Origin of the sequence: Actinomadura sp. 6N118, from assembly GCF_044326415.1 — a bacterium.
In the GTDB taxonomy this organism is placed as follows: Bacteria; Actinomycetota; Actinomycetes; order Streptosporangiales; family Streptosporangiaceae; genus Spirillospora.
On the sequence record NZ_JBIRAZ010000005.1, the window covers coordinates 333,684 to 359,961 of the forward strand.

Below are 26,278 nucleotides of genomic sequence, written 5' to 3' on the forward strand. Positions count from 1 at the left end.
GAGGCTGTTGGCTCAGCCGCTTCACCTCATGGCGCGGGTCAGGCGGTCTCGGTGGGATGGCCCGCCGCTGTCCAGTCCTCAATGCCTTCCCGGTACGCGCGGACGTTGGTGTAGCCGAGGGCGGTGAGCCGGCCGGCGACCTGTCCGCTGTTGGGGCACGCGGGGTTGGAGCAGTAGGTGACGATCGCGGCATTGCGATCGGGCAGCACGCTGGCGGCCTGCGCGTCCACGTCGGCCAGGACCAAGGCGATCGCGCCGGGCAGATGCTGCTTGGCGTAGTACTCGCCGCCGAGCGCGTCGACCACCGTCACGGTGCCCTCGTCGATCGCGGCCTTCAGCTCGTCACGGGTGATGAGCGCGGTCATGTCGCTACCTCCAGATAATCGGACCATGGTCCGGATAACTTCGGACATTATCGGACCACAGTCCGCTTAACAAGCCGAGGAGCGACTCGAGCTGTCGGTCAGCTCTCAGACAGGTGGCGCTCTACCGTCTCCACCTTTGATGTCATCGCGTCCGTCACGCCGGGACGGATGTCCGCCTTGATCAGCAGGCTCACCCGTGGGGACCGCTCGGCGACCACGTCGGCCGCGCGCTTGATCACGGCCATCACCTCGTCCCACTCGCCCTCAACGGTCGTGAACATCGCGTCGGTGCGGTTGGGTAGGCCGCTGGCTCTGACCACACGAACGGCCTCGGCGACGAGCTCACCCACGTCCTCGCCAGCACCCAACGGAGTCACCGAGAAGGCAACAAGCACAATGCAATCCCTTCAATAGGGCCTATTCAATAGGGCCTGGTCGTACACCACCAGGAGACCACGTGCGTCCTCACTCGTAGGTCCGGTCGTGGCCGGTGGCCGGAGCTGCATACACACTCCTGGGAGGCGGAGTGTGTATTGTGGTGGGCATGCGGCGACTCAACATCACGCTTCCCGACGATCTGGCCGACACCTTGCAGGCGCTGGTCGAGGACAAGAAGATCGCCTCGGTGTCGGGCTTCCTGGCCGAGGGTGCCCGGCTCAAGCTGGCTTATCTCCAGGACGCGGCCACCGTGGACGAGCTGTTCGGTCCGCCCAGCCCCGAGGAACAGGCCCTGGTCGAGCACATGACCGAGGGCGGCACACGCCGCGACCGGGCGATGGCGTGATCACCGGTCACGTCTTCGACGCGACCGCTCTGCAGGACCTGGCCATCGGCAAGACCGTGTACGTACGGGCCAGGCTGCGCGCCTCCATCGCCCAGCACGCCACCATCGTCATCCCCGCAGCCGGGCTCGCCCGCGCCTGGCAGCTCGTCCCCGACCATGCCCGCCCTGTGCTGGAACGCCTTCCGGATATGCAGGTCGTCCAGATCGACGACCTGGACGACGTCATCGCCCAGCAGACCGGGCTGCTGGCCGCCGCCGCGCCCGACATCGGCGTTGATACCGTTCAGGCCGCTTGGTCGGCTCGCTGGCGCCGCTGGCCCGTGCTCACCGCAACCCCCGACGCTTACCGTGCGCTGCCCGGCATCCGCATCGAAGAGATCCCGTGACTCGGTGACCCAGGCGGCACCGTCCGATCAGCGGGCGGTGAATCCGCCGTCGACGTAGATGACGGTGCCGGTCATGGCGGCGGCGTCCAGCGCGACATGTCCGACGGTGAGCGCCACATCCTTGGGTTCGGATAGGCCCCCCAGAAGCATCCGGCCGAGCTCGATCCCCAGTTCGCGTTCGACTCGTTCGGGCTCGACTCCTTGCTGGTAGGCCGCGATGTAGGCGGCGGACATCGGCGTACGCGTGCCGCCTGGACTCACGCAGTTGACCCGCACCCGAGGTGCCAGGTCGACGGCCAGATTGACGGTGAGGCCGTGGAGTGCGGCCTTGCTGGCGCCGTACGCGGCGTGCCGGTCGATGCCGCGCGCGGCAGCCGTGCTCCCGATGAAGACGACACCGGCACCGTCGGCCAGGTCGTCCAGCAGTGCTCGGGTGAGCAGGATCGGTGCGGAGATGTTGATGTTCCACAGCGCGTCGAGTTCGGCCCGGGTGGTGGAGGCGATCTCTCGTACGTGATCGATGCCGGCGGAGTGGACCAGGGCCGTGACCGGACGTCCGGCGACCGCAGCGGAGACGCTCGCCATGCCGGCGTCGGTGGTGAGATCGGCGACGACCGGTTCGAAGCTGCCCGGGATGTCGGTTCCGACCTTGTTGAGCTCGGCGGCGCGGCGGGCGACCCCGAGCACGGTCAGGCCTCGATCGGCCAGATGGCGGGCGACCGCGGCGCCGATTCCGCTGCTGGCGCCGGTGACCACGGCAACTGTCATGTCTCGCTCCCCGATAGGATTGTCAGGTTCCTGTCGAGTATCCGAGTTCGTCAGGAACCTGTCAACTATGGGACGTGTGATGAGTTGGGACGTGTGATGAGTGACGATGAGATCTGCCTGAGCTTCCTCGTGCGCCAGGCGTGGCTGAACATGCGATCGGTCATGGACGGCGCGCTCGCCGCGCACGATCTGTCCGTGGCGCAGTACGCGACGCTTCTCGTGCTCGAAGAGCAACCCGGCGCCTCGGTCGCCGACGTGGCCCGCGCGGTGGCCAGCGCCCGGCAGTCCGCCAACGAGATGCTGACCGGGATGGAACGCGCCGGAATGGTGGAACGCCGTCCCCACCCACAGGACCGCCGCAGCCAGGAGATCCACCTGACCGCCCTTGGACGCGGGCGACTGGAGGCGGCCAGGCCCTCGGTTCACGCACAAGAGAACGAACTGGAGGTCGGCTTCGACGCCGCGCAGCGCGCCACCGTCCGCGATTGGCTGGCCCGCATGGCCAAGGCCGGTCACGACTGACTCAGGCCAGGCACGCCATGACTCAGGCCAGCCACGACTGACCAAGGCCAAGCTCGAACTCAGCCAGACCATGCGGTGTTACATCGCTGAGCCCTCGATTGCATGCGCGTGCTTTGTCAGAACGGCGACAAGAGAGCGGGCGTCCCCGAACTTATGCTCGGGTTCCTTTCCCGTGAACGTGCCTCCGGAGGGCTTGCCATGCGACACAGCCGAGTGGCCGTCCTGCTGACATCCGCAATCATGGGATTCTCCCTCGCGACCGAGCCTGCCGTGGCCGATCCGGCCGTGACCGAGCCGGCCAGGTTCGCGATCAGGGAGTTGCCCACGGAGGGCGCCACCACGGTGTCTCCCCAGGCGATCAATGAGTTCGGGCAGATCGTGGGCACTGCCCCGCCGGTCGGGAAGGCCATACGGTGGGATCCCGACCGCAGCGGCAACGGTTACACGCCGACGGTGCTCGTCCAGGACGCCACCTCTGCCGTGGAGACCGTGGAGATCAATAACCGCGGGCAGGTCCTCGGTCGCCACAACTCCCGTCCCACCCTCTGGAACCGCCAGGGCGAGACCACGCACCTCACACCGTCTGTGGGACCCGGGGGCGGCATCGATCTCAACGACCGCGGCCAGGCGTTGGTCTACCACGAGATGATGTTGTTCCCCTTCCGCGCCGGGGTGTGGAGCGGCGGGACGTTCACCGAGATCTCCGAGCCCGGCAAGAGCGCCGCCATCGGACGGGCGATCAACAACCGGGGGCAGGCCACCGGCACCTACCTCGCCCTGTCGGGACCCGAGCCAACGGAGTTCGGCTTCGTCTGGGACAAGGGAACGATGACGCGGGTGCTCGGTCCCGGAGGGCGCCTGGCCTTCACGTTCGACATCAACGACCGCGGCCAGGTCATCGGGTGGACGTCCGACGCCGACGAGCGGTTCTTCCCGTTCGTCTGGGAGCGGGGCCGGATGACCGAGCTCGCCACCCTCGGATCCTCGTTCAACTTCCCGGCCTGGCACAGGAGCATCAACAACCGGGGCCAGATCATCGGCGTCAGCGGGACCACGTCGGAGGGCAGCCTCCCGGTCATGTGGGACCGGGGCAGGCTGATCGAGCTGGGCACCCTCGGCGGCACGAAGGCCTCCGTCACGGCGATCAACAATCGCGGCCAGGTGGTGGGCTGGAGCGAGACCGCCGACGGTGAGGAGCACGCGTTCCTCTGGGAGCGCGGGCGGATGACCGACCTGGGAACCCTCGGCGGGAAGAGCAGCCAGGCGACCGATATCAACGACCGCGGCCAGGTCATCGGCGTCAGCCGCAATGAGGCCGGGGCGAACCGCGCCGTCGTGTGGACCCCCAGAAGATGACGCAGCGCGCCTGGACCCTCCGACGCCAAGCCGGCGATCGAGCACCGCATGCTACTGAACGTCGGCACCGCGCCATCACCGTCAATCTCGGGATCCCGACATTCTGAGATATCGCTGACCGCCCACCTGGGTGGGCAGCGTGCATTTCATCCAGATGTCCTCGCCGTACCCCAATGCCTTGTACATGTGCGCGGTGCCGCGGTTTCCGATAAATCCGGCCGTTCGGATCGCTGTCCTGACTACTAGGGAAACTCCAGCGTGCCGTTCATAGTTGCCGCGGGAACGAGGGGCCTCCTGGAGGTCCCGATGGCGACGTGCCCTGACCAGCGCAACGACTGGATCGGAGGAAGACTGCATGAAGCGGATACGCAAACTCTTCGCCCTTGTGGCAGCGGCGGTCCTGCTGCTCGGAATCTTCCCGGCCACGGCCACGGCCCCGGCCACGGCCACGGCGCACGCCCGTGCCACGCTGCGGCCGGTCATCTTCGTGCATGGCGGATCCGGGTCGGGCAGCCAGTTCCAGACCCAGGCCAAGCGGTTCGCCAGCAACGGTTATCCGGTCACCCACGTCGAGACCCATGAGTACGACTCCCTGTTCGTCAACAACACGATGGAGCAGGTCCATGCCGGGCTCGACCACCGCATCGCCCGCCTCAAGGCGGCCACCGGCGCCGACAAGGTCGAGCTGCTCGGGCACTCGCTGGGCACCCTGGTGTCCCAGCAGTACCTGAAGAGCTCGGCGGAACGGGCGGCCAACGTCGCGCACTACGTCAACATCGACGGCGGTTCGACCGCCGGCGCCGAATCCCCGCCCGTGCCCACCTTGGCGATCTGGGGAGAGGGCAGCACGGATCGCAAGATCGAGGGCGCGACCAACCTCTACCACTCCGGCGAGTCGCACGTGCAGACCACGTCCTCGGTCGCGACCTTCAAGGCCGCCTACGAATTCTTCACCGGCGAGGCGCCCGCCACCACCGGCGTCACTCCAGAGTCAGGTGAGATCCAGATCGCCGGCCGCGCCGTGTACTTCCCGTTCAACACCGGGCTCAGAGACGCCCGGCTCGACATCTACCCGTTCGACCCGGCCACCGGGCGCCGGACCAGCGCGCAGCCGGTCGCGACCTACCAGTTCGGTGGGTCCGGCGACGGGTCGTTCGGCCCGTTCAAGGGCCGAGGGGACGTGCACTACGAGTTCGCGATGTCCAAGAACGGCACCAACCAGGTCCATCACCACTACTACCAGCCGTTCCGCCGCACCGATCTGACCGTCCGCGTGCTGAGCGGCGACCCGGGCGGTCCGGTGGACTGGCTCGTCGAACGCAACAGGAACCACGTCGCGATGCTGGTCTACCGCAACAAGGAATGGTGGGGCGACCAGAGCGACAACAACGACACGCTGGCTCTCAACGGCACCAACGTCCTCAACGCCACCACCGCACCGCGCACCAAGCGGGCGTGCGGCATCTTCCTGTACGACTGGCGCTCCGATCGCCGGACCAACCTGAACACCACCGTCGGGCTGTTCCCGATCCTGCCCTTCATCTCCGGCGCCGACCACTACATGCCCGCCTCCACGTCCGGAACGGTGACGCTGGAGACCCGGCAACGCGCCGCCGACGGCCAGACCGACCGGCTAACGATCCCCAGCTGGCTGTCGGACACCCACATGAACTCCATCTACATCGACGACTACGCCTGACCGACGTCGTCCGCCACGACCATCCGGCCGGGGCACGGCCACGTCCGCGCCCCGGCCGCGTGAGGCTCTGCATCAAGGGGCGCCCTGGCAAGGTGGAGATCAAGGACTGCCACCGGTTGAACGACGGGCATCACCGGCTCACTATGCTCCGTCAGATGCGGTTATGCCCCGACATGGCCATTCCCTTAGCCGGAGGATCTGTGGTGCCCCCTACCCAAGATGCGAGTTCGGCCACTGTGGCGAGCACGTCGCCCCCCAACGCCTACGGCTGCCTTTTGCCCTCCGCCGGTCTGCACGCGCTGGGACTGTTACTGGCGCTGTCGCCGTTGCACTGGACGGTCGTCGGCTATCTCCTCGTCCTTGTCGGCGCGGTGCTGCTGGCGATCACCTGTGGCTTGGGCAGGCTTCCGGCCGACTCACCGGAGCGGCCACGTGCCCTGCGCGCCGCGAACCACCATGTGGTGTACGGGCTGGTCGCGACCGCCGCGACCGTGGTCGTGGGGGTCGCCGACACCGGCTCGACCGCCATCTGGATGGGGTACCTCTGCCTTGTTCCGGTGGGTACGGGGCTCTACACCCGGGCCCAACTGATCGGACGCGACCGCGTTCTGCCCGCTGCCGTGGCGAACGTCCTGGTGGTCGCGGTCCCCGTGTTGTGCGTCGTCGGTGCGCCGTTCGCGCATGGCACTGGCCGGAGCCCGGCGATCGCGCTCCTGCTGATGATCGCCGGTGTTGGGTTGCTCGGCGTGAGCCTCCTGTGCGTCACATCTCGAGCGCTTGTCCCCGGAGCGGTCTTGCTGTTCCTGGTGGCCGCTCTTACTCTCAACAACTTCACCAGTGGCCTGCAAGCCTGGCTGAACGTCGCAGGACAGAGCCAGGACTGCCGCCTTCTGGACACCACGACGTTCAGGCCGAGGGCAGCGTCGCCCGACGCCGTTCACCACTACCAGTGCGGTGAGCGGCGGGTGGACTACGAGCAGGCGTCCGGGGTGACTCCGATCTCCGACGCAAAGCTGGTCGTGGACCGTACCGGCATCACCGACCGCGCCCTGCCGGGCGAAGAGACACCCGGGTGGCGCGGTGTGCTCTGGCTGGTCAATCTCGGTGCCATTGTCGCCGCGCTCGGTGCCGTCGTTCTCTTGGGCAGGAACAGGCAGAGGAACGCCGCACAGCCGCAGACCTAGGACGCGGGGGCCCGTGGCGGCCTGCTGTCCCGCCCCAACAGCAGGCCGCCACATATCCCCGGAGCCGCTGTCAGCGGAATTGCGGCGTCGCCATCACTTCCACTTCAGGTTCGGGACCCGCAGCCAGGCGTCGCACTCGCCGCCCGTCCCTTTGTCGAGAACGAAGCTGAAGACGATCGCGTGCTCCCCGTAGGGAGGGCCATAACCGATGTTGGTGTTGTTGATCATCTTGCCCTTGTGGAACTGGCTGTCCTCAACCGCGTCACCCTTGTAGCCGGGCCCTCCGCTCCACCGCCAGTTCGCGCCACCCTCGTGGATGACCTTGTAGGCGGTGACAGAGCTGTTGCTGTGGTTGCCCGACGTCTTCTGGATCGCCCAACCCCACTCCAGAACGCGGGTGAAGGCGCCCGATCCGGTGGGCCTGCCGTAGGTCTCAACGTAGCCCTTGGCCCAGCGGCCCTTCGCCTTGCACATGACCTCGCCGCGGTAGCGGGCCCCGGCGGCCAGTGTCGTGGCGGATCCGGCAGGTGAGGACGCTGCAACTCGAGACGCCGGGGAAGCGGACGCCTGCGGGGCGGCGCCGACCACGCCGGCCGTCGCGATGGTGGCCGCCGCGATGGCCGCCCACGTGGAGTGCGACATGCGATCTCCTTCGAACGGGAGTCGATCTTGGTTTCAAGATCGACATGAGGGTCGCGGCGGGGGATGAATCAGGTCCGAACAAGTGAGAGAGAACGTGTGAACAGCCAGGACCAATCCCGAGTCGGGTGGCCACGTTCTACTCCACGGGTGCGTCAGTGTGTCTGGTCCGAGTGATCTGTTTCGTGCTGGACGGTCAGCGCGGTGAGGGCGGCGTCGATGGCGTCGGTGAGGCGACGGGGATCGGCTTCGGCTCGCGCGAGGATGTGAAGTCCTTGCATCAGTGCGAGTAGAAGGCGCGCCTGGGCTCCGCAGTCGATGTCGGGACGGACTTCGCCGGATTGCTGTGCCGCCTTGAGTGCCTCCTCCAGACCGTTCTCCAGTGCGCCGAAGCCACCGTGGACCAGCTGCAGCGCCGCTTGATCCTCAGGGAGCAACTCGGCCGCGGTGTTGCCGAGCATGCAGCCGCGGCCGGGTGTCGTTTGCGCGGCTTGCAGGACACTCAGGAGAAGCTCGCGGATGCGCGGCAGGAAGGGGCCCTCGGCGGCGACCTCGGCCGCCTGCCCGCGGGCCGCGTTCACGTACCGCTCCAGCGCACGCAGGAAGAGCGTGTGCTTGTCGCCGTAGGCGGCGTAGAGGCTGCCCGGCAAGATTCCGAGCCCTCCCTTGAGGTCCCGGAGCGAGGTGGCCGTGTAGCCGCGTCGCCAGAAGAGCTCCAGCGCTCCCTCGACGACCTGGTCTTGGTCGAACGATCGCGGTCGGCCGGTTCGTGGCATGACGGCATCGTATGACTTCTTGACACCTCGTTCAAGAAGTGTAAGCGTGTGGGCACGACTTCATGAACGTGCGATCAAGAAGTAACCCGCCAACTCGAGGAGATCCCGTGGGACGCCTATTCCTGCACATCAACGTGTCGCTCGACGGCTACATCACCGACTCGGCGGGGGACATCGACTGGGCGTTCGCCGACGAGGAGTTCCAGCGCCACATCGACGACCTGCTGGAGTCGATCGACGGGATGGTCTTCGGCCGGACGGCCTTCGAGCAGCTCGCCGCGTACTGGCCGACCGCCGGGGACGAGGTCTCGGAGACGCAGCGGCGCCGGATGCACGAGCTGCCCAAGTACGTCCTGTCCCGTACGCTCCGCCGCACGGACTGGCACAACTCCCACCTGCTCGGCGACGACCCGGCGGGCGCCCTCGACGACCTCAAGCGCCAGAGCGGCCGCGACCTCGCGCTCTTCGCAGGCGGCCAGGCCGCCACCTCCGCCGTCCGCCTGGGCGTTCTGGACCAGATGCGGCTCGTCGTCAACCCCGTTCTGCTGGGTGGCGGAACGAGGCTGTTCGACGGTACGTACCCCAGGGCCGATCTGCAGCTCACCGACACGCATCGGTTCGGATCAGGCGCCCTGCTCCTCACCTACGACCTCTAGGCCTCGGGGCACACAAGTCCGTTGAGGTCCTTGGAAAGGAATCTAGGCAAGGTGGAGGTTCCGGGTTACGTTCAGGGCCGGGGCTGGAGTCAGGGGGCGGCGTTGCGACCGCAGGCGAACAAAATCATGACCGCTGTGGAGCGTCTCGAGTCCGCCCGTGAGGATCTCCTGACGGGCTCCCCGCCGCCGGACTGGACTGCGCGGCGCCAGTTGGCCTCCTGCGGTCCGCTGCTCACCGCGATCACCGACGAGTACACCCGTACGGACGACCCGGCCGGGTACGCCGCGTTCCTGGGGGCGTGGCTGGAGGCGTGCCCGCTGACCTCCGGCGCCCTGGCGGCGGTGCCTCTTCCCGCGGACACCGTCGCCGCCGAGATCGGGCCCCTGTGGGAGAACGCGCTCGGGCTGTTCCTCGAGACGTTCCCGCCGCTGTGGCCGCAGGTGAAGGCCACGCTGCCCGAACCGGACGTCTACGCGCGGCGGATCCTGGACGGCCTGCGCCGGGCGTGGGTGACGCTGCGGCCCGCCGCGTCGGGCGAGTATGCGGTGCGGGCGCTGCGGCGCGGCGACCTCTACAAGGGCCAGGAGCTGGTGGGGCTGCGGCGCTGCGCGGTGAACACCCTGTACCCCGGGCACGGCCCGGCCTTCACCCTGTGGAAGGACGTCGTGCGGGAGCACACTCTTGCGGCGCCGACCAGGGAACAGGTGACCCGGTTCCGTGAGCGCGGTTTCACCTACGACGACCGGTTCGTCCCCACGGCCGAGCGGGCCGCGGTCGCAGCGTTCGTTGTCGCCCTGACCGCGCTGCCCGACCAGGAGGGCCCCGATGGCCGGATCGACCTGCGGGGAACGATCGTGCCACTGGAGATCGACGTCTCCGGCAAGCGGATCCGGTACGAGTTCGTCACCGGCCACGACCGGCGGATCCGCGTGGAGCGGATCGGCCCGCCCGCCCCCCGCCCGGTCCCGGCCACACTCACGGGCACGACCGCCGAGCACCTGGCCGAGGCCTTTGGACTGCGGTCGGTCGCGCAGCGCACCGGCAGCGCCTGGACGGCCGCCGACGTGCGGACGGTCGCGGTGATCCTCGACCGGGCCAGGCCCCGGCTGCGCGAAACGTTCGGCAATCTGGCGCTGCTCCGCGACGGCCAGCCCCCCGGCGACGATCCCGATCTCCTCAATGGTGGCGCCTACCACCACAGCGCTCACGACGTCGACCCCGCCGAGCTGCCCGACCCACCTCACATCCACCTGTACGACCCGGCCTTCGACACTCGTGACCTGCGCTTTTGCGGGGCTCCCGGTGACCACGGCGGCGAGCTGGAGTTCACCCTCGGGCACGAGCTGGGCCACGTCATGGCCAACGAGCCCCGGCACCGGGTCTTCGCCGTCCTGAACGAGCGCCGCGAAGCCGCCCGACCGGGCCCGGACGCGCTGATCGATGACTACAAGGCCGTGCACTCCACGCTGGGCCTCAGCGCGCAGTTCAGGGTGTCGCAGCTGCGGAACGCGTGGATGGAAGCCCGCAGCCTCCACACCGCCGCATACGACCTCTACCGCAAGACCGGCCATGCCTACGCCAACGCCCTGTCCTCATCCCAGGCCGACCTGATCGACGCCACCCGCCCCCACTTCGAGCAAGCCCGCACCCAGGCCGAGAAGGCAGCGCGCGCGATGGCCGAGTGCGCAGTAGCGCTGGACAAGTTTGCGAGCGAGTCCAACCTGGTGCTCCAGAACCCGTCGCTCTCGCGGGCGGCCGCGCTGACCAAGGCCCTGACCCTCGACCTCTACAGGGTGCTGGAGGGCTACGTGACGTTGAGCTCCCGGGTCCTCGACTTCGTCGCGCTCGCGCGCCGCGTCGGCCACCCGATCCTCACTTCCTACGCCGCCACCGACCATGGCGAGTGGTACGCCGAGACCTGGGCCCTGTTCCTCACCGACCCCGAACGCCTCTGGGACCTGTGCTGGCCGATGTATCGCTGGTTGGAGGACGGCTGCCGCCGGCTGGACGCGGCCGAGCTACCCGAGGCGTTCCCTGCCTGAGCCCCGCGTTCCGGTGAGCGACTACACCTCGAGAGCCGCGCAGGCAGGAGCGGGGTACGTGCCGAGCACCGCAACGCTCGTGCCGACATCGTTCCCGGCTTTGAGTGCCTGGCACTTAAGGGCCAGGTCAGGCGGGTTTCGGCGATGCAGATGGCCAACGCCTGGCCTGTGGTGCGCCGCCGGTCGTGGACCGGCGGCGCGGTTGCCGGGCGCGGTGTGGTGGCTAGCCGGCGTATCCGGCGGGGGGACCCAGGAGCAGGCCGCCGTTGACCTCAAGGGTCTGGCCGGTGATCCAGCGGGCGTCGTCTGAAGCGAAGAACGCCACGGCGTCGCCGACGTCGGCCGGTTGGCCGTGCCGGCCGAGTGCGATCATGGTGGCGACATGCTGGGCGGCCTTCGGATCACCCAGCCATCCGTTCATGTCGGTCTCGGTGATGCCGGGAGAGACGGTGTTGACCGTGATGCCGCGCGCGCCGAGGCTCTGCGCGAGCGACCGGCTGAAAACGTTGAGGGCGCCCTTGGTCATGGCGTAGGTGACCTCAGGGGTGGCGAACCATGTGACGCCCGAGGAGACGTTGATGATGCGGCCGCCGTCACGCATCAGGGGGAGCGCCCGCTGGGTGATGAACAAGGGCGCCCGCACGTTGATCGCGAATTGGCGGTCATAGGCCGCGCGCGTGACCTTCTCGAGGGTGGCGTCGTAGTCGATGATCGCGGCATTGTTCACCAGGATGTCCAGTGGCCGCCCGTCCAGTCCCGCTTCCAGCCCGGCGAACAGCGTGTCCACGTCGTCGTCCACGCCGAGTTCGGCGCGTACGGCGAATGCGTCCCCGCCCGACTTCTGGATCGTCGCCACGGTGTCGTTCGCCGCCGCTTCGTTGGTGCCATAGTGCACCGCGACCAGCGCACCATCGGCGGCCAGGCGCTCGGCGACGGAACGCCCGATACCGCGTGAGGCTCCCGTCACCAGCGCCGTCTTACCAACCAGATCAGCCATCCTGGGCTCCTTCGTAGCATTCCAGCAATGTTAGGGATCGTTCCCTAACAAATGGAGATGTGCAAGGCTCTGTGATCCAGATCACATGTATAGGGAACCTTCCCTAACATGGGTAGGCTGCTCGACGTGGCCGAACAACGGGTTGCCCGGCGCCGTACGTCGACTCAGACACGTGAGCACGTGCTGGCGATCGCGCACGAACTCTTCTACTGGAACGGCATCCGGGCCATTGGCGTGGACAAGATCGCAGCCGAGGCCGGGGTCGCTCCGACCACTCTCTACCGGCTGTTCGCGTCCAAGGACGACCTCATCGCCGCCTACGTCGAACGTGCCGACCACGCCTACCGGGAGTGGTTCACCCAAGCCACACAAGCTGACGGCCGCAGCGCACGCGAGCGGATCCTGGCACTGTTCGACGACCTCCTGGTGCAGCTCCAACCCGACAACTGCCGCGGATGCCCCTTCCTCATGACTTTGGCCGAGTACCCCGACACCCAGGTCGCCGGCCACCGGCAGGCGGTGGCGATGAAGACGTGGGTCCATGAGCGCTTCAACGAGCTCACCCGGCAGCTGCCGAACGTCAACGACCCGGCCTTGCTGGCCGACCACCTCACGCTGATCATGGAAGGCGCCTACGCCTCGGTGCAGGCGCTCGGGATCGACGGGCCCGCGCGGCAGGCGCGCATCCTGGCCGAGACGATCCTGCCTGGCGAGGACGCCCGCCCGACGAGCGGCTCCTGATCGCAGGCGGCTGCCGGCCGCTGGTTGATCGGCGTGTGTACGGTGGCGCTGCGCGCTGATTCCGAGGGGTGATCATGAAGTACGCGGCTGGCGACGCGGTGGTCTTCGGGACATACGGCGCGACGATCGTCCGGGCGGTCACGACAACAGAGAGTGCTGGTAAGACGTGGACCCGGGTGGTGCTCGGTTTCCCGTTCGACAGCGCAGACCCGGACGAGATTCTGGAAGTCCTGTTCGATCACGACTGCCTGGGGCTGCTGTCGGAGGCGCTCGGCTCTCGTGGCGTGCCAGGGGTGCTGGCGGTCCTGGCAAGTCCACTGCCGGAACGCGAGCCCACGTCGTGGGGATCGGTGTGGGAGACGTACGACACCATGATCGGTGCGATAACGGCGGACGCCTACAACGAGCAGATGCCCGCAGTGCTGAACGCCCGCGAGGTGGCAATGGTGGTACGGAACCTGACCGCGCGGCAGAACGGCACAGCACGGCATTACGCCCGGGAAATCGAGCACTGGGAGGCACCCATGCTCGAGACCGCACGCGCCGTGCTGGTGTCGGAGATCGCGCTCGGCGCGGGCATCGACCGTACGCAGGCCGAGGCCGCAATCGACGAAGCCCTGGCCGTCCACCGGCCGCCGTCCTAGGGCCCGACTAATCTGTTTCCGCCTTGGCTTGTTGAGATCCGGTCAGGCCTCGCTCGGCCAGCCAGGCGGTGAGCGCCGGACCGTCGCGCAGGTCGGCGTCGCAGTCACCGACACCGCGGATGCTGTCCTGGTGGTGCAGCGTCCAGCAGGCGATCAGCTCGTCGTGCACATCGTGGATGAGGATCGTTGGCCATCCCGAGCACCTGCACCTGTCACCGGTTCCGCCGTCCACGATGGCCAGCAGCCCAGCCAGGTCGGCGATGTCGGCCCCGGTCACCACCGTCCGTGCCAGGTCGGCGGAGTCGACCTGGTCCGGTGATCCCTCGACGAGCACGACCCGTGCGGCGCGGTTCAGCACGCTCTGCAGCCGAGCTGTGGTCGGCCGCCCTTCCGCCATGGCCGCCGGCCCCTGGTCAACCATGGTCGTGAGGGTAACCGGCGGTCTGCACGAGCCAAAACCCGGTTTCTCGGCGCCTAAGGTCAGATGGCCGGCGAACGGCGCTCTTCCTCTTGGGGCACGCGGCGCTTCGACCCAACCATGCCGCGCCAGACGCCAAAAGCTGACAGTAGGCCGACGATGAAGAGAATGGCCAGGACGCGACCAAGGCGGCCACTGCCAGGACCTTGAACGAACGTGGCCTTGTCACTCGGGTCGTCCTTGGAGTGGGAAACCCAGACCTTTGCACCGGCGGCGTGAAGTTGGCGACCCCGATCGGACATCTTCTTGCGCGAGCTCGGCCTGTAGACCACTTGGCGCGTTCCCGATGGGCAAGCGACCTGGTACTCCTGCTGAAGCCACAGCTCTCTCGTCGGTTTCAACGCCGACACCTGGCACGACTCGACCCGTTCCGCCCGCGCCGGTGTGATCGTGCCGAGCAGAACCAGGACGGGGAACGCCGCCAAGAGAGCGAGCACCAGCGTGCCCGTCCCCTGACCACCACGACCGCGGGCCAGCCGGATTAAGCCGACGGCCACGCACACAAAGAATCCGAAACCGACCGCGGCCATCGGCCACCGCCACCAGCCCGCCGTGTCCTCCGTTCCCAGCAGAAGGAAGAGGACGAACGGGAATCCGACCCACCCTGCCGCCACCAGCGGCCAGCCCTTCCAAGCAGCGTTCCGACCCTGAGCTTCGACCATTGTCAGATCCCTCCAGTCGACAGGAACAGTGCCAGATCGCCCCGTGTCCCTCCAAGGCCGAGCCTCGCGCACCAACAGGCCGGACTCGTTCACTCGCCACTTTTCTTGGTGGGACCAGCCTCGAATACGACCCGTTCGTAGACGCCCTCAGCCGACTTCAGCAGGATCTCGCCGCCATTGGCCTGGTGGGCTTGCACAAACAGCCACGCCCGCATGGCCACGTCGAGTACCTCGGACCGGTTCAAGCCCAGCCGCGCCGATTCGCGCTCCAATCCGCGTACGGCGTCAGCGCTCAAGGACACAACCGGGGCCGAGTCCGCCAGGCGCCCACCAGGCTTCTTCAAACGAGCACTGTCGCCCATACGACCTTTCCACCTCCGTGTGCCTCAGCCACCCGGAAGCAGCCCCAGCGGTCAGCGATTACGCTCACGATCCCCACACCCCGTACGCACTCCTCCTCCATCACCCGGGGCAGTCTCGCGTCCGGGGCCCACACCTCGATCACCACCGATGAGACGTACCGCCGCACACCCCTCACCAGCGCCACCTCCGAGTCCAGCGACGCCCGCACGGTCACCCACTCGCCTTCCGCGTGCCGATGCGCGTCGGTCACCAGCTCTGAGGCGATCAGGCGCGCTTCGTAGCTGTCCGCCACGCCCCATGCCGCGCACGCCCGGTCCACGTACCGACGACTCGCCTGCGCCGCCAGAGCATCCGCCCGCAGCACCAGCCGTCCCACCACCGCCGAGTCCGGCACACCGGCCGCTCCCACGGACAACGTCCCGGCGCTCACCACGCCCTCCAGCCCACCGACCCGGCCCCCGCCGCCCGATCTGGCCCCCACAAGGCGCCGACCCATGCATCCACCACGACAGGTTGGGCGAGCGGCACTATCTCCACAGGCGCGCGCCGCGCGCCCAGCTCATTCAGCCGCCGCGCCAGCAGCTGCGCCGACCCCGCCTCCACGAGCCGGTCGTAGCCAGGCAGCATCGCCCACCAGCGCCCCGTCGCCTTCCCGAGCCAGGCGCGCACCTCCGGATACTGCCGATGCAACTCCGCCAGCAGCACCGCCGGATCAGACGAGGCACCACACCGCGATGCCTCCGATACATTGCCCACAGCCGGACCCTCCTGTCCGGTCAGGCCCCGGAACCCCCCGGTGTTGGCGCACCGGGCCGGGGCCGCTTGTCTCTTCCTCAGTCAAACCGCGTCACATGCCGTAACTGAACGGGGACAATGACGGGAAGACAGGGGACACCCCCGTTGTCCCCGTCCGACCCGAGAGGGGCGCCGCACTGTGACCGGTCAGGACCGTCCCGCATGGGCGATACGGCTCCAAACCGAACGCGAAGCCCGTGGCTGGGGGAAGTTCGAGATGGCGCGCCAGCTGCTCGCCGCCGTGGGGATCACCAGCCCCACTCCCCGCCGGATCAAGAACATGGCCCGACAGATCCTCGGTTGGGAAAGCGGCGATCACTTTCCCTGCGACTGGGCTGACGCTTTCGCCACCGCTTTCGCAATGCCTCGTGACGACCTGTTCCCGGATCCGCCTCACGAGTCCAGCCCCGCCGCCGTGGGTACCGTGGATCAGAGCACGATTCCCAACATCGGGGATGATGATGTGAAACGCCGCGCCGCACTGCAGTTGATCACCGCGCTTGGCGCAGGGGCTGCGATCCCTCCCGGTGCCCTTGAGACCGTCCTGTCCGGCATTACCGACGCCCTAGGTAACCCGCTCGACATCGACGAATGGGACGCCAATGTCCACGAGTACGGACAAGTTCTCCCAACCCGTCCGGCCGGGGCGCTCGTCCAGGACCTCACCGCAGACCTGATCGCGGTCGGTCAACTCCTCGAACGCCCCCACAGTGAGCAGGACAGGGCCGGGCTCATGCGGGTAAGCGCTGGGCTCTCCGGGCTCCTGGCGATAGATCTCGGGGACGCAGGGGATCAACGCGCCGCGCGCGTCGCATGGAGCACCGCCAGTCGCGCCGCCGACGCCTCCGGAGACCGCGATCTACGTGTCTGGGTACGTGGACGCGCCGCCCAGGACGCTGCCATGGCAGGACGACCGGCAGTCACTGTCATCAGGTTGGCTGGGGACGCCATCAAGATCGCCGATAGCGCGCCCTCAACGGGGCTCGCACGCGCCTACGCTGCACGCTCCTACGCCGCCACTCAGCAGGGCGATACTGCTCAAGCCCATGACGCGCTCGCGGCACTTACCCAAACCTTTGACCGCTTGCCAGACAGCACGGGAAGACAGACCAACCCGCTGTCCTATGGCGCTACTCAACTGCTCTGGGCAAAGGCCTATGTGCGCGCCCTCACTGGTGATCGCACAGCAGACGAGACAGTCGACCAGGCATTGGCCCTCTATCCGCGCAGCGCAACGGCGCCGATCATCAACCTGTCCCTCATGCGGGCCGCTCTGCTGGTCAAGACCGGTGAGATCGACACTGGCCTAGAACACGCGATTAAAAACCTTCAACACAACCAAGGTCGGGTGATGACTGCTGCTGGCCGAACCATCACCCAGAAGATCGTCGCAGCGCTGCCGCACCAAGCCCGCTCACTCCCCGCAGCTCAAGAACTGCGTGCGCTGACAGCCGCTACCTGACTCCCGCCTCTAGCCTCCCGCTTTCATGGCGGGCTGGTGGCGGCTGGTCACCGACATAATTGGTGGTCTCCGCCCTGATCCGCAGGGTGCGGTGCGCGGGGTCGAGGTCGTCGCTGCGCAGCGAGCACAGCTCCTCGCGCCGAAGCGCGGCGCCGTAGGCCAGGGCGAGCATGACGCGGTTGCTGAGGGGCTCCTCGGCCGCGACCGTCAGGATGTCGCTCCCCTGCTCGGTGGGGATCCACGGCAGCTTGGTCAACCGAGGCACCAGGCCACGCTGATGCCCGCCACGAGGCCCACCGTGGCATCGGTCCGGCGTGTAGCGGCCTCGGCCGACGGGTCGGAGTCCCGCAGGCCCTCCTCCATGAGGTGGTCGTAGAACAGGCCTGACCGGCACGATCCGCTGCTGGATGGTGGCGTTCGACAAGCCGGAGCCGGAATCGAGCGCGACGACGTTCGCTCCGCGACGGCTGGGGCGCCCGGCCAGCTCCCGCACGTAACATGGCGATGTGAGCCCGGTTGGCCGTCACCGGGTCGATGTCCTCCCGCTCGCACATCTCCAGGTACTCGGCCAGACCGCGCGCGTAGGCATCGATCGTTCGCGGCGCCCTCCCCAGATCCGTCCAGATCCGCAGCCACTCGGCCGCCCGCGCGTGCCGGCCCAGCACCGGCCACTTGTTCTCCAGCACCACCGTGCCGCTCAAGCCATCTCCCCAAGTCACGTGGTCAGGACCGAGGAGACATGATCACCTCGACGACCAGATTCCACGTAACTTTTGAAATGATCAAGCGACAGATGTAGGGCCGCGTCAACCCCGATCTGTTGCGCAAACGCGTCCTATGGCCAGCTGACACGGGTCCACCTCACGGAATCGGAATCAGTGCCTGATCCACAATTCGCGCGACGTTGACACTGTCCACGGCCAGCTCTGGCGTTATTGTCGCGGGATCTGCGCCAGGCTGGAGGTCAATACCCCCAGTGAAGCGGTCGTTTGGGCCGCGCGGAGGCAAGTGATCTGACCGCGTTTTCTGTCCCCGGTTCTTGCGAGGCCAGCAAGTTCTCACGAACGGCCACGGCCTCTGGTGATCAAATAGATGGGAACTGTTGTCGGTCGTGCTGCGTCAAAGCTCTGGCCACGCGCACGGAGGTTAGATGGGAAGCAAGAGGAGCGTCGTCGTTGTCGCCGCGCTGGTAGTGGTTGGGCTGAACGGTTGCGGCAACGATGAATCGGCCGGTCAGAATCCGGCAGGCGGGGAGCAGGCGCGGTCGCGTAAGTTCCGCTGCGGCGAGAAGATCGCACCACCAGTGCATGACGACTATCAGGGGTTCCGGTTCACGATCGAGAAGGTCCGGTGGCCGGTCGGGGCCCTTCCATCGGCCGACATTGCGCTCCACGCATCGTCGCCGACGAGGGTCTGGTTTCCGATGGGGCCGACTGAGGCACGTCTTCTGCTGCTGAGTGCAGACCGCATCGTCGGCGGCCAGGGGTTCCCAGACGCTCCCCCCGCACCGACCGGTGGGACACCCACCGTTACAGCCCATATGAGCCGGGTCGTGCCAGTGGAGCCGGCCAGACCATACCGATTCACACTCGCCATGAACGGGCTGTGCACTCAGGCGACGCGGAATACGGTCGAAAAGAGCGCCTCTGGGTTCAGTTTCACTGTTGCTGCTTCGGCTTGGTCGATTGCAGTCGGCCCGGCTAGCCAGCCAACCCAGGATTCGAATCGCCGGTCCGACCCTCTGCTGATCGCTTCAGCCCCGGCACAGGCCGGGTTCTCCGAGTAGTCGAAGACCGCGCCTGGGTCAGTTCAGCTTTGTAGGCGCTGAACTGACCCGGGTTGTGATCATTGGCCGTTGGCTATATCCAGGTTGAGTCGGCCGAGAATCCGCAGCGCTTGCGTGAAGCTCACTACCTTTCCGCCCGATGAGGTCACGACCGCGGATACGATGCCTCTCGCCTGCCGGGTGACGTCGCCTGGCTTAGCGATCGCGAAGACCAGTGCGCCGCTGTCGCCGGGGCGAGCCGCGATTCCTCCATTTTCGGAGTCCATCTTGGTGCCGTGCACTCCGCTCACCATGTAGCAGGGCCTGCCGGCGCCGGGGCAGAGGTTGAACGCGACATCGTCATCGGTGACCTTGATCGCACACACTGTTTTCCCGGTTTCTACGTAGGACTTGTAGCCGTTCTGGCAGACGTAGTCCCCGTTGATCGAGTCACTGACACCGTAGATCCCGAAGCCGTAGATGCCGCCGCCGGGGTGGTCGCTTTCCGCTCCAAAGGCATCCGTGTGGCCTGGCCTGACATCGATAGGTATGGCGTCGTACTCAGGTGCGCCATCGAACGTCGTACCGACTACATGTGAGGTGACACCGGTCGTGACCTTGTCGCCGGACAGGCCGCAATGCATGGCCGTGACAAGGATCGGCCTAGATGGGGTGTTTCTCAGCTGTGCGGGCAGCCCAGAGGTACAGGCGTTGCCTGCCGGGAACAGCAGAAGGCTTCCGGCGCCAAAGTAACGAGAATCCGGATCGTCGTACCAGTCATCGAACCTTGACTTCGCCGGGCGAGCGGGGGCGCCTTTTTTGAACGTCAGTGCCACTTGTGACTGGAAGGCAGACGATCGCTGTTTTCCAGTCTCTGAGGCGGCGGAACCTGGGTCTGAGACGTGCAGTTCGAGCGAGGATCCGTCACGCGGGACGCCGATAGCGTGAATGTCGACGGGGATCAGACCGGCGTGGCTTGCTGCGAGCAGTTTCCGTCGGGCAGAATCCAGCTGACGTGCCGAATATTTGGCCGCCTGCACTTTCGCTTTTGTGATGTCGATCTCCGGGTTCCGAGACTTCGCCAGGGCCAGCAGCCGCCCTATCTCTGCCGGCTCCTTCATATGGACCTCGACAGCCGCGCTGGGTGCGTCTATGTACACCTTGGTGAACGATTCGGGCATCTGCTGGAGACCGGCAGATCGCACTGCTTCAGCGAGAATCCGAAGCGGAGCGAGGACTCTGGCCTGGTCGTGAACCGAGAGAGCGGCGAAGTCTCGGTCCTGGGGTGACGTCGGGTCAGAAGGATTTCGTGGTGAATAGGCGTTGGCGTGAGGCATGCTGAGTGACAGGGTCGCAATAAATACGGCAACGAGCGCTAGCAGGGATCGTGTGGCATCGCGCATGCGTTTCAGCCCTTCGCAGAGTGGTCGCCAGCGCCATGATCGTCACCCACGATTCGCAGCTAATCAAGCCTTGACTTTCTACTTTTCTCTAGTTATGGCGCGAGCCAACTGAACCGGTCCTACGGAGCCTCCAAATATCCCAAGTTCTCGCCGTCAGATGCAGGAGCTTCGCACTTCCTGTCGAGCCAGCCCGGCATCCCATCTGGTAAGCGAGCTACTCTCACGGCGACTACCTGCCGTTATAAACGGCTGCTCCTCAGACCGAACGCCGCACACCACGCCTCCAAGCCGGGAGAGCTTCACTCCAGCAGCGCCATGGTGAAGCATCCAGGCCATCGGGCCACTGACCCCAACTCGCCATTCCGTCTATCCCAAGCAGCTTTGCAAGTCAACACACAAAAAGCAAAAATTCGAAGGCGTGTCCTGACCTGCGGCACAACGCATTGACCAGAGTCGGTCAGGCGAACTTCATTGACCTTGACAAGAGAGGTTGATCATCATGTCAACAAATCGATAGCAAACGAAGGCCAGAAAGCAACGCCTGCACCTTAAATCCAGCTGCAGGCACAATATCCCACGCTCCGGTGAACACTGGGCCAGGAGGTGAGCCATCTTCCTTTAATTTAGACAAATGCCCAAATCTCTACAAAGAAAGAAGAAGCTGCAGTGAGAAATGAATGGAGCAAGCTGCGGAAGATCGTGGTTACTTCGGCCGCCACAGCATGCCTGGCCGTTGCCGTCACGCCAACCCTGACTTCGTCCGCCTCCGCCGAAGTGCCTCAACTACGTCAGACCAAAGCTCCGGCCTATCGTCCTTTCACGCGCCCACCTGGACCATGCCACATTGACGAACTCGGCATGATCCTCCGGCATGCGGGCGTGTACTGGGAATGTGTATGGATCTACGAATCTTGGTGCGAATGGACGCCGATCGGCAGCCGTAGTCCCAAGAGTCGTGAGCCTAAAACCGGGGCTTAGCCAATCAAGGGCCTGCCCTCCTTGCAAAGGGCAGGCCCTTTCTCTGGACAGTCTCTACGCTGCTGTCCTCCCCTGACCGTTCAGTTGCACACCGTGCGTGGCAACGCGCGCGAGGACGCGCTGTTGTTTGCGCCGACCACCCGGAACGTGGGGGTTCCAGCCTGGCTTGGCGGGATGGACTATCCCTGTGGACCGTGGCCCCCGGTTGCAAACTGAGGAACTGGGGAGTCCGCGCGCACGTCTGATGATGGGGCCGTCGACTGCTCGGGGGCGAGCCCTGCCGGAGCGAACGAGGTGGTCCGTAGTGTTGGAGCCCATGCGGCGGTGGAGGGTGCTACGCCGGAAGGAGCGGCTGCGACTGAGCACCTTGAATGGCATCGATGGCAATACCAACCGAGCACGGGTCCGAGCGGAGGCGGTTCGCACTGGACTGGCTGCTTGTGCTGGAGCGGGTGCCGCGGCCGGGTTGATGCTAGCGATCCGCCGGCAGCGTCATACCGAAGTTGCTACCGCACGGTCAGACCGCGACTCCGTCGAGTTGTACTTCATCGAGTTGTACAAGGCGGCCACCGAACAGCTCGGCTCGGATAAGGCCCTGATCCGGATGACGGCGCTGTACACCCTGGAAAGGTTGGCGAACGATTACCCGAAGTATCGGCAGACCGTCGTCAACATCATCTGCGCCTATTTGCGCATGCCGTTTGCCGAAAGCCCGCCGCCGGAGACCGTCAACGCCAAGGAACTTGCCATGCTGCCGGTGATCGAACGCGCTGCCGTCGTTGTGACCGTCGCCGAACCGGCCGCCGTCTGGCAGCAGGAACGTCACGTCCGCCTCGCCGCCCAGCGCATCCTGCACACTCACCTTCGAGCAAGCGCTTCCACACACTGGACCGACCTGTCACTCGACCTCATCGGCGCCACCCTCATCGACTTCACCCTCGCTGGCTGCGCACTGGCCACCGCCAACTTTCGCGAGGCAGCCTTTTCCGGGGCCGCTGACTTCCGCGAGGCGACCTTCTCCGGACCCATCATCTTCCGCGAAGCGACCTTCGCCAAGTCTGCCGACTTCCGCAGAGCAGCCTTCTCCGGGGCCGTCGACTTCCGCAGAGCAGCCTTCTCCGGGGCCGTCGACTTCCGCGAGGCTGCTTTCTCCGGCTACGCCGGTTTCTTCGAGGCGACCTTCTCCGCATCCGCCGACTTCGGCAAGGCGACCTTCTCCAGGGCTGTCAGCTTCGGCAAGGCGACCTTCTCTGGAATCGCCGACTTCCGAAGGACAGCCCTCTCCGGAACCGTCAGCTTCGGCAAGGCGACTTTTTCCGGAACCGCCGACTTCCGCGAGGCGACCTTCTCCAAGGTCGCCCAGTTCACGGCGGCCAGCTTCGAGGGCGGTCCTGAGATGGCGGGCGCCACGGTTACCGATGCAAGCCCGGATCACCATGTGCTGCCCCGCGGGTGGCGGATCGAACCAGCAGAGGGGCGCGCCGGACGCATCGTCGCCGAGTCGGGGCCCGAAGCGCCGCCAGGATCTGTCCCAAATGGCGCGTAATCCTCGGACGCGACGTCTCGATCACCGCCCTCACGGAACCCCCTTCATTCTCGGGCGGCATGAGCGGCGAGGTGGTTCTGGAGGACGGCGATGACCTTGACGAGGTGGCCGGCCTTGCTCTGGCTGCAGCGCAGTTTCCGCAGGATGCGCCATGACTTGAGTTGGGCGTTCGAGCGTTCGCCCGGCCCACGGCGAGGACGCCTTGACATCGGCTTCGCCCAGCAGTTCGGCGGCCCGGTCGCCGCGATCGACGGGATGCGGTTCGTGCGTTTCAGCGGGCGGACCGCCGCGAGCCGGGACGGGTGGCCAGGCCGGTCGGCGAGGTCGCCGGGGATCACGTGCGGGGTGGGGTTAGGGGGAGTCGCAGGGCGAACCGTGCGCCTTGCGGGGAGTCCTCGACGGTCAGGGTGCCGTTGTGCGCTTCGGTGACGGCCCGGCAGATGGCCAGGCCGAGTCCGCTCCCGCCCGGTTCACGGCGGCGGCCTTCGTCCAGGCGGACGAAGGGCTCGAAGATGCGTTCCCTGTCGGCGGGGGCGATCCCCTCGCCGTCGTCTTCGACGGTGACCCTCGCCTGGTCGCCGGAGCGGGCCACGGTGATGGTCACGCTGGTGCGGGCGTGGCGTTGGGCGTTGACCAGCAGGTTGGTGAGGACACCGGCGAGCTGCACGCGATTGCCGGTGACGGTGAGTTCGTGGGCCGCGTGGACCTGCACGGGCGGGTCGCCGCCGCGTTTGGCGGCCTCTTGGCGGGCCAGGGCGGACAGGTCGACCGGCTCGACGGCCCGTGGGCCGGTGCTGATGCGGGTCAGCATCAGCATCTCCTCGATGATCGACTGGAGCCGCTCTGCCGTGGACAGGGTGCCCCGGATTGTCTGGCGGGCGTCGACGTCGGGGAACAGCAGGGCCTCCTCCAGCTGGGTGCGCAGGCCGGTGAGCGGCTGACGCAGTTCGTGGGCGACCATCGAACCGAACCGGCGCTGGCGTTCCACCGCGTCCTGAAGGCGGGTGAGGGTCAGGTTGGCGGTACGGGCCAGGCGGGCGATCTCATCATCACCGGCCGGTTGCTGGACGCGGCGGCTGAGATCGCTGATGGTGATCTCGGCGATCTGGTTGCGCATCGCCTCGACCGGCCGCAGGGTACGGCCGACCAGCCACCAGGTCGCCCACCCGGTCAGCACGGCCGCCGCCAGCACACAGGCGGCGATCAGGGCCTCCAGCCGGTGGCTGCCCAGCAGCGCCGGCCGCGGCATGGCCGCATACACGATGTGAGCCCGGCCGCCCCACAACAGGGCGGCCTCCTGCGGGGAGACCCGGCTGGCGGTGAGCATCAGGCAACGTCCATCTGTGCACTGGACACGGCTCAGGATCCGGTCGTCGGCAGGTGGCCGCAGGGTGCTCAGCGGCGGCCGGCCGCTGGCGGCGCGGCTGGCCGACACCACGCGCCCATCAGGGCCGACGAGCTGAAGGTAGGGAACCCGCGAGGAGGCGATCGGAGGCGGCGGCGCGGGGACACGCATCGAGCCGATCCACTCGGTGGCCTCCCGCTGGGTGTCCCTGAAGGCCTCCCGCTCGATCCGGACGCGGACCACCGTGTCGACACCGATGCCGATCGCGATGAACGCCAGCAGCGACACCCCCACCATGACCAGGGTGAAACGCGCCCGGATCGAGGACGGCAGAAAACGCCGACCCACCCCGCCTCTCACCACCGATCGCCGCCGTTCATCGTCTTTGGTCTATTAAGGCGGTGCTGCGGCGCGGCCGGTGGTCGGCACGCTGTAAAAGCGGAGTAACACCTTCCCCAGGAACCGAAAACCAGCCGATAGGGCCCAGCCGCTACAGCTCGTAGTCCTCGGCGTGCTCATCCCATGCAAGGTCGTTCAGGGTCGCCAAAAAGCACCCGTCCAAGGCGATGAAGAAGCTGAAGAGCTGCTTCAATTGCACCTTCCCAGTCTCAGGTGCGCCGAAGAAGTGCCCCAAAAAGGGCCAGAAGCTGCCACTAAAGGCCTGCTGGTTCAAGAAGGTCCGACGCTCCGGTCAAGTTCTACCCCCGGGCAAAGTACGGCTGGTACTTCGAAGCGCAGAAGGGTCACTTCGACGGCAAGGGCTCCACGGTCTACTTCCGCTGGTATCAGGACAAGAAGAAGGTCCTGCGCCTGCACGTCTACGCCCACGTGGCCAACCCGTCCGTCCCGGACTGGGCGAACAAGGCAGGCGCCTACAACGCATGGTCGAGTTTCGCCGCGAACATGGGCAGGTCCCTGGCCTAGCCTGAGGCCGCGGTTAAGGAACGAGGGGGCGGACCATTTCGGCCGCGAGCCGGACGAAACCCACTGGATCGGGTTCGTCGGCCGTAGGTTGCAGGACGACGGTGTCGGCGCCCGCGTCCGCCAGTCGCCCCACGGCCTCGGCGATCGCCTCGGCGTCTCCGGCGACGACGAACGGCGGGGCATTCCTTACGTCGGACTCGTTCTGGAGACGTTCGTCAGCGCCCGGTCCGGTCGCGGCGAGCAGATACACGACGACCTCGTGGCGGCCCGTGCGCTCGCCCGCCGCGCGTCCTTCGTCGACGAGGCGGCGGGCCTCCCGTACTGCCTCGGGAGCGGTGTCGGCGGTGAGGATCGTGCCGTCCGCGCACTCGCCGGACAGCCGGAGCGTGCGCGGCCCCGTCGCCCCGGCGAACACGGCAGGCGCCTCGGGCGGCGGCCAGTCGAGCGCGACGTCGTTGAGCTTGACGTAGCGGCCATCGGTGGTGACCCGTTCACCCCGAAGCAAAGCGCGCATCGCGTCCAGATGTTCGCGCAGAAGGGTCATCGGCGACTCCACCCGCGCGCCGACCTGGCCCATCCAGTCCTGGACGCCGTGGCCGAGTGCCAGCGCGACCCGTTCTGGAAACAGCCGATGCAACGTGGCCGCCTCCATCGTGGCCAGCGCCGCGTTCCGCAGTGGCACCGGCAGAAGCCCGACGCCGACGCGCAGCCGTTGCGTCCACGCCAGCGCCGCAGCCGCCGAGGCGATGCCGCTCTCGAAAAAGCAGTCCTCCCATAGCCACAGCTGTTCCAGGCCTGCGTCGTCTGCGGCGGTGGCCACGTCGCGCAGTCGTTCAGGGGGGAGTTGAGGCCGGAACACAACGCCGAGAGCGGTCATACGATCATCGTAAGTCGTGCCTCAGGAGCGCTGAACGGGCGCACCGGCATCTGCCTGTGGATCACGGCGTCGGCGAAGCCACGGGGTGCGGGCGATACCCACTTATTTGTGGGTACTTGG

General features: G+C 66.9%; 29 protein-coding genes and 1 pseudogene. 14 read left to right on the forward strand and 16 right to left on the reverse strand.

Annotation, left to right across the window (positions count from 1 at the left end; all coding sequences use genetic code 11):
* Positions 1–38: 38 nt before the first annotated feature.
* Positions 39–365: a rhodanese-like domain-containing protein gene (locus ACH34W_RS15140; RefSeq protein WP_395961492.1), complete on the reverse strand. Its 327-nt coding sequence runs from the start codon at positions 363–365 to the stop codon at positions 39–41.
* Positions 366–463: 98 nt separating this feature from the next.
* Positions 464–760, reverse strand: a complete 297-nt coding sequence (locus tag ACH34W_RS15145; protein WP_395961493.1) for an MTH1187 family thiamine-binding protein — start codon at positions 758–760, stop codon at positions 464–466.
* 149 nt (positions 761–909) lie between these two features.
* On the opposite strand from ACH34W_RS15145, the gene ACH34W_RS15150 reads away from it, so the two are divergent.
* Together ACH34W_RS15150 and ACH34W_RS15155 are read left to right on the forward strand one after the other, a co-directional pair.
* Positions 910–1,149 (forward strand): ribbon-helix-helix domain-containing protein, encoded by a 240-nt coding sequence (locus ACH34W_RS15150; RefSeq protein ID WP_395961494.1) that lies wholly within the window; start codon positions 910–912, stop codon positions 1,147–1,149.
* A complete protein-coding gene (locus ACH34W_RS15155; protein WP_395961495.1) occupies positions 1,146–1,535 on the forward strand; it encodes a hypothetical protein in 390 nt (129 codons plus the stop codon). Before ACH34W_RS15150 ends, ACH34W_RS15155 begins: the two co-directional genes overlap by 4 nt.
* A gap of 27 nt (positions 1,536–1,562) precedes the next feature.
* On the opposite strand, the gene ACH34W_RS15160 is transcribed toward ACH34W_RS15155, so the two are convergent.
* Positions 1,563–2,303: an SDR family NAD(P)-dependent oxidoreductase gene (locus ACH34W_RS15160; protein ID WP_395961496.1), complete on the reverse strand. Its 741-nt coding sequence runs from the start codon at positions 2,301–2,303 to the stop codon at positions 1,563–1,565.
* Between the two features lie 96 nt (positions 2,304–2,399).
* Here ACH34W_RS15160 and ACH34W_RS15165 point away from each other — a divergent pair, with 96 nt between their 5' ends.
* The 4 genes from ACH34W_RS15165 to ACH34W_RS15180 all read left to right on the forward strand — a co-directional run bounded on the left by ACH34W_RS15165 (position 2,400) and on the right by ACH34W_RS15180 (position 7,064).
* Entirely contained in the window at positions 2,400–2,825 is a 426-nt protein-coding gene (locus tag ACH34W_RS15165) for a MarR family winged helix-turn-helix transcriptional regulator (protein ID WP_395961497.1), read from the forward strand.
* Positions 2,826–3,065: 240 nt separating this feature from the next.
* Positions 3,066–4,181 carry a hypothetical protein gene (locus ACH34W_RS15170; RefSeq protein WP_395961498.1) on the forward strand — a complete coding sequence of 372 codons (1,116 nt, stop codon included), beginning with the start codon at positions 3,066–3,068 and terminating at the stop codon, positions 4,179–4,181.
* 355 nt (positions 4,182–4,536) lie between these two features.
* Entirely contained in the window at positions 4,537–5,880 is a 1,344-nt protein-coding gene (locus ACH34W_RS15175; protein WP_395961499.1) for an alpha/beta fold hydrolase, read from the forward strand.
* 203 nt (positions 5,881–6,083) lie between these two features.
* Entirely contained in the window at positions 6,084–7,064 is a 981-nt protein-coding gene (locus ACH34W_RS15180) for a hypothetical protein (protein ID WP_395961500.1), read from the forward strand.
* Between the two features lie 93 nt (positions 7,065–7,157).
* On the opposite strand, the gene ACH34W_RS15185 is transcribed toward ACH34W_RS15180, so the two are convergent.
* Positions 7,158–7,706, reverse strand: a complete 549-nt coding sequence (locus ACH34W_RS15185) for a hypothetical protein (RefSeq protein WP_395961501.1) — start codon at positions 7,704–7,706, stop codon at positions 7,158–7,160.
* A 152-nt stretch (positions 7,707–7,858) separates the two neighbouring features.
* Positions 7,859–8,479: a TetR/AcrR family transcriptional regulator gene (locus tag ACH34W_RS15190; protein ID WP_395961502.1), complete on the reverse strand. Its 621-nt coding sequence runs from the start codon at positions 8,477–8,479 to the stop codon at positions 7,859–7,861.
* A gap of 107 nt (positions 8,480–8,586) precedes the next feature.
* On the opposite strand from ACH34W_RS15190, the gene ACH34W_RS15195 reads away from it, so the two are divergent.
* Together ACH34W_RS15195 and ACH34W_RS15200 are read left to right on the forward strand one after the other, a co-directional pair.
* Positions 8,587–9,135, forward strand: coding sequence for a dihydrofolate reductase family protein (locus tag ACH34W_RS15195; RefSeq protein WP_395961503.1), 549 nt, complete (start codon positions 8,587–8,589; stop codon positions 9,133–9,135).
* A 126-nt stretch (positions 9,136–9,261) separates the two neighbouring features.
* A complete protein-coding gene (locus tag ACH34W_RS15200) occupies positions 9,262–11,178 on the forward strand; it encodes a hypothetical protein (protein WP_395961504.1) in 1,917 nt (638 codons plus the stop codon).
* A gap of 223 nt (positions 11,179–11,401) precedes the next feature.
* Here the strand turns inward: ACH34W_RS15200 and ACH34W_RS15205 are convergent, their stop codons facing one another.
* A complete protein-coding gene (locus ACH34W_RS15205; protein WP_395961505.1) occupies positions 11,402–12,175 on the reverse strand; it encodes an SDR family NAD(P)-dependent oxidoreductase in 774 nt (257 codons plus the stop codon).
* A gap of 108 nt (positions 12,176–12,283) precedes the next feature.
* On the opposite strand from ACH34W_RS15205, the gene ACH34W_RS15210 reads away from it, so the two are divergent.
* Positions 12,284–12,916 (forward strand): TetR/AcrR family transcriptional regulator, encoded by a 633-nt coding sequence (locus ACH34W_RS15210; protein WP_395961506.1) that lies wholly within the window; start codon positions 12,284–12,286, stop codon positions 12,914–12,916.
* Between the two features lie 74 nt (positions 12,917–12,990).
* Positions 12,991–13,560, forward strand: coding sequence for a hypothetical protein (locus tag ACH34W_RS15215; RefSeq protein WP_395961507.1), 570 nt, complete (start codon positions 12,991–12,993; stop codon positions 13,558–13,560).
* 7 nt (positions 13,561–13,567) lie between these two features.
* On the opposite strand, the gene ACH34W_RS15220 is transcribed toward ACH34W_RS15215, so the two are convergent.
* The 5 genes from ACH34W_RS15220 to ACH34W_RS15240 form a co-directional block, all read right to left on the reverse strand.
* On the reverse strand, positions 13,568–13,981 hold the full coding sequence (locus tag ACH34W_RS15220; RefSeq protein ID WP_395961508.1) for a hypothetical protein: 414 nt from the start codon (positions 13,979–13,981) through the stop codon (positions 13,568–13,570).
* Between the two features lie 59 nt (positions 13,982–14,040).
* A complete protein-coding gene (locus ACH34W_RS15225; protein WP_395961509.1) occupies positions 14,041–14,700 on the reverse strand; it encodes a hypothetical protein in 660 nt (219 codons plus the stop codon).
* Between the two features lie 89 nt (positions 14,701–14,789).
* Positions 14,790–14,996 (reverse strand): hypothetical protein, encoded by a 207-nt coding sequence (locus tag ACH34W_RS15230; RefSeq protein WP_395961510.1) that lies wholly within the window; start codon positions 14,994–14,996, stop codon positions 14,790–14,792.
* Between the two features lie 44 nt (positions 14,997–15,040).
* A complete protein-coding gene (locus tag ACH34W_RS15235; protein WP_395961511.1) occupies positions 15,041–15,493 on the reverse strand; it encodes a hypothetical protein in 453 nt (150 codons plus the stop codon).
* Positions 15,490–15,819 carry a hypothetical protein gene (locus ACH34W_RS15240; protein WP_395961512.1) on the reverse strand — a complete coding sequence of 110 codons (330 nt, stop codon included), beginning with the start codon at positions 15,817–15,819 and terminating at the stop codon, positions 15,490–15,492. Before ACH34W_RS15240 ends, ACH34W_RS15235 begins: the two co-directional genes overlap by 4 nt.
* 256 nt (positions 15,820–16,075) lie before the next feature.
* On the opposite strand from ACH34W_RS15240, the gene ACH34W_RS15245 reads away from it, so the two are divergent.
* Positions 16,076–17,320, forward strand: a complete 1,245-nt coding sequence (locus tag ACH34W_RS15245) for an XRE family transcriptional regulator (RefSeq protein WP_395961513.1) — start codon at positions 16,076–16,078, stop codon at positions 17,318–17,320.
* Here the strand turns inward: ACH34W_RS15245 and ACH34W_RS15250 are convergent.
* Positions 17,313–17,585, reverse strand: a complete 273-nt coding sequence (locus tag ACH34W_RS15250; protein ID WP_395961514.1) for a tyrosine-type recombinase/integrase — start codon at positions 17,583–17,585, stop codon at positions 17,313–17,315. The genes ACH34W_RS15245 and ACH34W_RS15250 overlap by 8 nt on opposite strands.
* Before the next feature lie 659 nt (positions 17,586–18,244).
* Here ACH34W_RS15250 and ACH34W_RS15255 point away from each other — a divergent pair.
* Both ACH34W_RS15255 and ACH34W_RS15260 read left to right on the forward strand, forming a co-directional pair.
* A pseudogene (locus tag ACH34W_RS15255) lies at positions 18,245–18,337 on the forward strand (LuxR family transcriptional regulator); the annotation flags it as partial.
* Positions 18,338–18,470: 133 nt separating this feature from the next.
* Positions 18,471–19,106, forward strand: a complete 636-nt coding sequence (locus ACH34W_RS15260; RefSeq protein WP_395961515.1) for a hypothetical protein — start codon at positions 18,471–18,473, stop codon at positions 19,104–19,106.
* Positions 19,107–19,165: 59 nt separating this feature from the next.
* Here ACH34W_RS15260 and ACH34W_RS15265 read toward each other — a convergent pair whose 3' ends face one another.
* Complete coding sequence (locus tag ACH34W_RS15265) at positions 19,166–20,266, reverse strand: hypothetical protein (protein ID WP_395961516.1); 1,101 nt, start codon at positions 20,264–20,266, stop codon at positions 19,166–19,168.
* Between the two features lie 1,738 nt (positions 20,267–22,004).
* On the opposite strand from ACH34W_RS15265, the gene ACH34W_RS15270 reads away from it, so the two are divergent.
* On the forward strand, positions 22,005–23,012 hold the full coding sequence (locus tag ACH34W_RS15270) for a pentapeptide repeat-containing protein (protein ID WP_395961517.1): 1,008 nt from the start codon (positions 22,005–22,007) through the stop codon (positions 23,010–23,012).
* A 44-nt stretch (positions 23,013–23,056) separates the two neighbouring features.
* Here the strand turns inward: ACH34W_RS15270 and ACH34W_RS15275 are convergent, their stop codons facing one another.
* The 3 genes from ACH34W_RS15275 to ACH34W_RS15285 all read right to left on the reverse strand — a co-directional run bounded on the left by ACH34W_RS15275 (position 23,057) and on the right by ACH34W_RS15285 (position 26,158).
* Positions 23,057–23,350 (reverse strand): hypothetical protein, encoded by a 294-nt coding sequence (locus ACH34W_RS15275; RefSeq protein ID WP_395961726.1) that lies wholly within the window; start codon positions 23,348–23,350, stop codon positions 23,057–23,059.
* Positions 23,347–24,705 (reverse strand): sensor histidine kinase, encoded by a 1,359-nt coding sequence (locus ACH34W_RS15280; RefSeq protein ID WP_395961518.1) that lies wholly within the window; start codon positions 24,703–24,705, stop codon positions 23,347–23,349. The genes ACH34W_RS15275 and ACH34W_RS15280 overlap by 4 nt, the downstream gene beginning before the upstream one ends.
* A gap of 589 nt (positions 24,706–25,294) precedes the next feature.
* A complete protein-coding gene (locus ACH34W_RS15285) occupies positions 25,295–26,158 on the reverse strand; it encodes an LLM class flavin-dependent oxidoreductase (RefSeq protein ID WP_395961519.1) in 864 nt (287 codons plus the stop codon).
* Between the last annotated feature and the right edge of the window lie 120 nt (positions 26,159–26,278).